A 3,456-nucleotide genomic window follows, 5' to 3' on the forward strand; every position below is an offset into this window, starting at 1 on the left:
CCCCATTCCCCCCTGGCCGATAATCCCGCCCAATCGATAACGCCCGTTCACCAGCAGCCCTGGAACACCGCCACCGCTCACATTCCCCGGCAAACCGCTGCACCCCCTCAACGACCGCCCCGACGGAAACACAATAGTCACACTTAGTGCCGTATCAGCATAGTGCGGAGAAATCTTGTGGTACCTCTTCAAGTACTGCGAATTCAGGCGCAGCTCAGGGGGACGCAAGGGGGACGAACATGAGTTCTCGTCGTACGACGGCCATAGCGGGATCACTGGTCACGGCGGCCTTTTCGGCCGTGCTGATCCTTTCCTGCACGGCCAGCGCCGACGATCAGGGGCCCGGGAGCAGCCAGGGGGGAAAGGCCATGGACGCGGCCCCGGCAGGCGTCAAGCTGACGACTCTCCTGCCCTCGAGGATCTCGGTCGACAACAGCACGCAGAAGACGGCGATCACCGCCACGGTGAAGAATCAGGGGACCAAGGACAGCGGAAAGATCCAGCTTCTGGTCGTCGGTTTCGACGGCCTCACCGTCAAGAACGTCCAGGGCTGCTCCGCGATCGGTAAGAATGACCTTCCCGCGGGGTCGAACAGCGGATTCGCCTGCCCGATCGACAATCTGGCGGCCGGAAAATCGAAGTCGTACGCCGTGGACGCCACGTACGACCTGAAAAAGCAGGGCAAGATCTGCCTGCCCGTCCAGGCCGGTGACGGGAAGAAGACGTACTGGCAGCAGGGCCCGGTGCCGTTCGGTACGACGAACCCGTCGCCGAACGCCCCGGCCACCCCGCTGCTCCTCGGCACCGACAACAAGCCGGTGGCACCGAGCGGCGGCGAACTGCCCAAGACCGGTGTCGGACAGGACCTGCTGCCGCTCGGCGCGGCGGGCGCGGCGCTGCTGACCGCCGGCGCGTTCGGGCTGTGGTGGTCGACCCGGCGGCCCACCCAGCAGCTGCGCGGCTGAGTACGGCCATCGCGGGCCGGGGCGTGCGAGCGTCCCGGCCCGTCGCTTCACCTCACGAAACGTCACCTCACTTCACCTCATCCTGCTTCACCCGAAAAGCTGACGGCGGGTGTCAGGTTATGCGGGCAGGATGCCGGTCATGACCTCCGCCGACAACACCGCGACTCCCCGTTTCCTCCGCCCCGGCGACTCCGGCTACGACGACGAACTGGCCGGTTTCCAGACCGGGTTCGTCCAGCGCCCCGCCGTGGTCTGCCCCGCCGGGACCGCCGAGGACGTGATCGCCGCCGTGCGGTACGCGGCGCAGAGGGACCTGCCGATCGGCGTCCAGGCCACCGGGCACGGACTGCCCGGCGGCTTCGAGGGCGGCGTCCTCGTCACGACGAAGCGCATGGACGGGGTCACCGTCGACGCGGAGGCGCGCACCGTGCGCGTCCAGGCCGGCGTCCGCTGGGGCCAGGTCGTCGCGGCCGCCGCACCGCACGGGCTCGCGCCGCTGGGCGGCTCCGCGCCGGGCGTCGGCGCCGTCTCCTACACGCTGGGCGGCGGACTGAGCATCCTGGCACGGGAGTTCGGCTACGCGGCCGACCATGTGCGGTCCCTGGACGTCGTCGCGGCGGACGGGCGGCTACGGCACGTCACCCGCGAGTCGGACCCCGACCTGTACTGGGCCCTCCTCGGCGGCGGCCACAACTTCGGCGTCGTCACGGAGCTGGACATCGGTCTCGTACCGGTGCGGACGCTGTACGGCGGCTCGGTGGCCTTCGACGGGCGGGAGACCGATCCGGCGGTCCTGCTGCGGGCGTACGAGGAGTGGACACGAACCGTGCCCGACGGGCTGACCTCGTCCTTCGCCGCCGTACCGTACCCGGACCTGCCGGCGCTTCCGCCGCATCTGCGGGGGCGGTACGTCGTCTCGGTACGGGTCGCCCACACCGGAGCCGACAGCGAGCGAATCACCGCGCCGCTGCGGGAGTTCGGGCCGGTGATCGCCGACTCGCTGCGGGAGATGCCGTACGCCGAGAGCCACACCATCCACAGCGACCCGGACTTCCCGCACGCCTACTACGGGGACAGCGCGGTGCTGGGCGAGCCGGCCGTCGACCGGGTGGCCGACGTGCTCGCGCGCACCGGGCCGGACGCGGGCGGGCCGATGTGTGTCGTGCAGGTCAATCATCTGGGCGGGGCGCTCGCGCGGCCCGCGCCGAACTCGGTGCCGTACCGCGAAGGCCGTTTCCTGGTGCGGCTGTTGACGGTCGGGGACCGTCAGCAGGCGCGGGCGGTGCTGGACCCGGCGTTCGCGCTGCTCGCGCCGGTCACCCTCGGCCGGGCGCTCAACTTCGCCTTCGGGGCCGGGGACCGGACCGAGGGGCTGTACGACGACGGGACGCGCAAGAGGCTCGCCGGGCTGAAGTCTCAGTACGACCCGGCGAACCTCTTCCGCAGGACCTACGACGTCAGCGCCTGACCAGCTTCCAGGCGGCCGGCATGACGCCCATCGCCAGGGCCGCCTTCAGGGCGTCGCCGATCAGGAACGGGGTGAGGCCGGCCGCGATCGCGGCGGAGAGGGACATGTCGGCCGCGTAGGCCAGGTACGGGACGCCGACGGCGTAGATGAGCGCCTCGCCCAGCAGCATCGTGCCCGCCATGCGCACCACGGAGCGGTCGGCGCCGCGACGGGCCAGGGCGCCCACGACGGTGGAGGCGAGCAGCATGCCGAGGATGTAGCCGAAGGAGACGGACGCGCCGGAGCTGCCGCCGGCGAACCACGGCACACCGGCGAGCCCGGCCAGCGCGTACAGCACGAGCGAGGCCAGGCCGCGGCTCGCGCCGAGCGTCGTGCCGACCAGCAGGGCGGCGAAGGTCTGGCCGGTCACCGGGACCGGGGAGTGCGGGACGGGCACCGAGATCTGGGCCGCGAGACCGGTGAGCGCCGCGCCGCCGAGCACGAGCGCCACGTCCCGCACACGGGACGCGGGGAGCAGGTCGGCGAGGACCTCGCGGGGGCGGACGGTGGCGGCAGCGGTGCTCATGGGGACTCTCCGCGGGTGTCGGGGGCATGCAGGGACAGGGTGACGTTAACCCGCGTGCCCGGAGGTGATCACCGTCAGCGTTCGACAAAGGGTGGAGCGACGGCTTGGTGGGCTCCGGACAAAGAGTGCTGGTTACACCCGGTTCGGCGTGACACTGGTCACTGAGGCCGGGACGTCTCCCTCACGTGGCGGGCCGGAGCCCGGACTGTCGAATCCCACCAAACGAATCCTAGTGGTCTGGCCGGATTCACCGTTTCTCGCCTACTCTTCGGGACATGGTCGCCCAGTCCCGGTACTTCACGTCGCGTCGCTATGTCGACCTGCGACGCCAGGGGACCGCCACCTGTAGCCGCGCACGACTCAGCACCAGCGTCTGAGGCGGGTTCCGGCGCGCCTCACGCTCCGAGACGTGTCGGCCCCCGTTCCCGAGGACGTTTTCCCCATGCCCCGTACCGCCG

The 3,456-nt window shown here is 70.7% G+C and carries 3 protein-coding genes; 2 read left to right on the forward strand and 1 reads right to left on the reverse strand.

Features of this window, described 5'->3' with window-relative positions; translation table 11 throughout:
- Nucleotides 1–239 precede the first annotated feature (239 nt).
- Nucleotides 240–965 (forward strand): LPXTG cell wall anchor domain-containing protein, encoded by a 726-nt coding sequence (locus GRC12_RS42835; protein WP_208785847.1) that lies wholly within the window; start codon nucleotides 240–242, stop codon nucleotides 963–965.
- A gap of 130 nt (nucleotides 966–1,095) precedes the next feature.
- The gene (locus GRC12_RS42840; RefSeq protein ID WP_439959956.1) at nucleotides 1,096–2,433 is read left to right on the forward strand and encodes an FAD-binding oxidoreductase; all 1,338 of its coding nucleotides are present in this window, start codon (nucleotides 1,096–1,098) and stop codon (nucleotides 2,431–2,433) included.
- Here GRC12_RS42840 and GRC12_RS42845 read toward each other — a convergent pair.
- Nucleotides 2,423–2,998 carry a biotin transporter BioY gene (locus tag GRC12_RS42845; protein WP_133040976.1) on the reverse strand — a complete coding sequence of 192 codons (576 nt, stop codon included), beginning with the start codon at nucleotides 2,996–2,998 and terminating at the stop codon, nucleotides 2,423–2,425. The genes GRC12_RS42840 and GRC12_RS42845 overlap by 11 nt on opposite strands.
- Nucleotides 2,999–3,456: the final 458 nt, after the last annotated feature.

Source organism: Streptomyces griseorubiginosus (assembly GCF_017614965.1).
In the GTDB taxonomy this organism is placed as follows: domain Bacteria; phylum Actinomycetota; class Actinomycetes; order Streptomycetales; family Streptomycetaceae; genus Streptomyces; species Streptomyces griseorubiginosus_B.

Excerpts from the sequence above, each read along its gene's own strand:
- GRC12_RS42835 (WP_208785847.1), top strand. The coding sequence starts at position 240 with ATGAGTTCTCGTCGTACGACGGCCATAGCGGGATCACTGGTCACGGCG.
- GRC12_RS42840 (WP_439959956.1), top strand. The coding sequence starts at position 1,096 with ATGCCGGTCATGACCTCCGCCGACAACACCGCGACTCCCCGTTTCCTC.
- GRC12_RS42845 (WP_133040976.1), bottom strand. The coding sequence starts at position 2,998 with ATGAGCACCGCTGCCGCCACCGTCCGCCCCCGCGAGGTCCTCGCCGAC.